General features: G+C 42.0%; 4 protein-coding genes. All 4 read right to left on the bottom strand.

What is annotated here, in order from left to right; genetic code table 11:
- On the bottom strand, nt 1–933 hold a 933-nt coding region (gcvT, locus tag QZ735_RS02405), incomplete at its 3' end, for a glycine cleavage system aminomethyltransferase GcvT (protein WP_294243817.1).
- 14 nt (nt 934–947) lie between these two features.
- A complete protein-coding gene (locus QZ735_RS02400; RefSeq protein WP_294202369.1) occupies nt 948–1424 on the bottom strand; it encodes a hypothetical protein in 477 nt (158 codons plus the stop codon).
- On the bottom strand, nt 1421–1939 hold the full coding sequence (idi, locus tag QZ735_RS02395; protein WP_294202367.1) for an isopentenyl-diphosphate Delta-isomerase: 519 nt from the start codon (nt 1937–1939) through the stop codon (nt 1421–1423). The genes QZ735_RS02400 and idi overlap by 4 nt, the downstream gene beginning before the upstream one ends.
- Nucleotides 1940–2101: 162 nt before the next feature.
- A complete protein-coding gene (locus tag QZ735_RS02390; protein WP_294225733.1) occupies nt 2102–2362 on the bottom strand; it encodes a hypothetical protein in 261 nt (86 codons plus the stop codon).
- Nucleotides 2363–2536 lie beyond the last annotated feature (174 nt).

The following is a 2536-nucleotide window of genomic DNA, read 5'->3' as shown; positions in this document are numbered from 1 at the left end:
AGTTACTTTTCCGATCACGTTTCCTTCGGCATCTACCACAGGATAGTCGTGTCTTGGAACGCCTTTGTCAGTTAATTCAAAACCGACTAATTTTCGGGTAACGCCTTCTTCTTTTTGCTGGGCAAACATTTCTTTGGAAACAAAATCTTTATCGAATTTCGTGATCCATCCCAAGCCGGCCTCGATCGGGGAAGTGGTGTCGTCGATATCGTTTCCGTACAGACAGAATCCTTTTTCGAGACGTAAGGTATCTCTGGCAGCCAGACCGCAAGGGATAATTCCTTCTTCAGCACCTGCTTCGATGATGGCATCCCAAAGGGTTGCGGCATCTTCATTCTTAAAGTAGATTTCAAAACCTCCGCTTCCGGTGTAGCCGGTGTTGGAAATGATGACATCGTTTACCCCAGCCACGGAACCTATGGTGAAGTTATAATAAGGAATTTCGGAAAGGTTGCTTTCCGTCAGTTTCTGAAGGATTTCCGTTGCTTTCGGACCCTGAACAGCTAGTAATGACATATCGTCTGAGGCGTTTGTCATTTTGGCCCCGAATGTGTTGTATTTGGAAATATGATTCCAGTCTTTATCGATATTTGAAGCATTGACAACCACGAAATATTTATCGTCTTCCATTTTGTATACGATCAGGTCATCTACAATACCTCCGTCTTCGTTCGGAAGGCAAGAGTACTGAGCTTTACCGTTTTCAAGCGCATTTACATTGTTGGTGGTCACATACTGCAAAAGTTCTTTGGAACCCGCTCCTTCAATGAAAAACTGTCCCATGTGGGAAACATCGAACAGGCCTGCTTTTTCTCTTACGGCAAAATGTTCTTCGGTAACTCCTGAGTATTGTACAGGCATTTCAAATCCTGCGAAAGGTACGATTTTAGCACCTAATGATACGTGCTTGTCGTACAATGCTGTTTTCTTCATGTTTAATTTTATATTTATTTCTTTATTTTAAAACTGTCGAAAGCTTCGTTGAAAAGCTTCATATAATTCCCGTTCCAGTATTTCTGTCCGCAGTTGATGGTAACCAGGAAGAGATCTTTATCCTTCTGCAGGACTTTGGTGGTCCAGACCAGCTTCTGTTTTTCGTCAAAATATGTATACAGGTACTCGGTGTATCCTTTCTTTCCGTTCTTGGTTTTGATCTTGCTTTCTTCATCCGAAGATTTATACAAAGCAAGGATGAATTTTTTGGTTTCCGTTCTCGGGAGGTTCAGGTCGTGGTATTCCGAGATGGTAATCGCACCAACTTCATTGCCGGGAAAAATATTGATGATGTTGCTGTCGTCCGTCACCTTCCAGCCTTCGGGGAGTGTGATGGAGTAGTTGTCGTTTTCATAGACTTTTGTCGGAACCGACTGGGAAAATACCCATGATCCGATAAAAATCAACATGGCTGCAGTTAATCTTTTCATCGGTCTGAAAAATGGTGTTTGTATTCTTCCAGGATAATCTTGAACCATTCTGTAAAATGTTCCGGGTTTTCAGTCATCTCTTTATCCAGGTTTTCCATGGAAATGTAACGTACTTCCTCCACTTCGTTGGTATTCAGTTGGAACTCATCTTCAAAAATACCGGTAAAAACGTGGTCGAGCTCATGTTCCCAAAGTCCGTTGCCGACGTCCGCTTTATAGATGAAATTGAATTTTTCCGTCAGTTCCGTATCGATACCGAGTTCTTCTTTCAGCCTTCTTTTAGCCCCTTCAAGATAGGTTTCTTCCTCCCTTGGATGCGAACAGACGGCGTTGGTCCATTTCAACGGAGAGTGGTACTTACCCGAAGCCCTTTTCTGCAGCAGCATTTCGCCGTTCCTGTTAAATAAGAATACGGAGAAAGCACGGTGCAACAGGCCATTAACATGGGCCTGCTGCTTTTCCATAAGGCCAAGAACTTTATCTTCGGGATTTACTAAAACTACGAATTCTTCCATTTCTACAAATGTAAGTGTAATAAATGTATTTTGGAAATTTTTGGTAAAACATCATATTTTTTGAATAATCGGGGTTTTGTCGATTACCAAAGATAACTGTTACGGATCGCTCCTTCTGCTTTAAAAAAAACCGTTTTCCAAAAGACAAACAACTTGTTGTGATTACTTTACGTCTTTCCAGATATTCCGGTGAAGGGTTTCTATCGTATTTCCTTTAATGACAAACTTGTCCGGCCCTTGGATATAGTCGATCTCTCCATGGCTGTAAGTCATTAAATTATAATTTACCGTTACCGTATCTCCTTTCTGTTCGAAAGTCAGGAACCGGAAATCCGAAAAATTGGAAGAAGAATTTGGCATCTGGTAAAAATCCTGCTTAATCAATTGTTCTGCTGCTGCATCTTTCCGAAACCATTTTTTCACCAGGTCTTTCTGTTGCTGCGAACCCTGTTTTCCAAGTCCCAAAGCCTTTGTAAGGCCGCAGTTCCCATCTTCACAACTGAACCTCCTAGACCACTGTATAAAGCAGCGATCGCCTTCAAGGGTTCAGAAAGTTTTGCAATATCATTACCCTCGATTATTCCGGGAGTCTCTTTG

The sequence above is a fragment of the uncultured Chryseobacterium sp. genome (assembly GCF_913776365.1).
Classification (GTDB): Bacteria; Bacteroidota; Bacteroidia; order Flavobacteriales; family Weeksellaceae; genus Chryseobacterium.
Note: the sequence above shows the minus strand (reverse complement) of the source record. Positions and strands in the feature narration are given on the sequence as shown.

Excerpts from the sequence above, each read along its gene's own strand:
- QZ735_RS02400 (WP_294202369.1), bottom strand. The coding sequence starts at position 1,424 with ATGAAAAGATTAACTGCAGCCATGTTGATTTTTATCGGATCATGGGTA.
- idi (WP_294202367.1), bottom strand. The coding sequence starts at position 1,939 with ATGGAAGAATTCGTAGTTTTAGTAAATCCCGAAGATAAAGTTCTTGGC.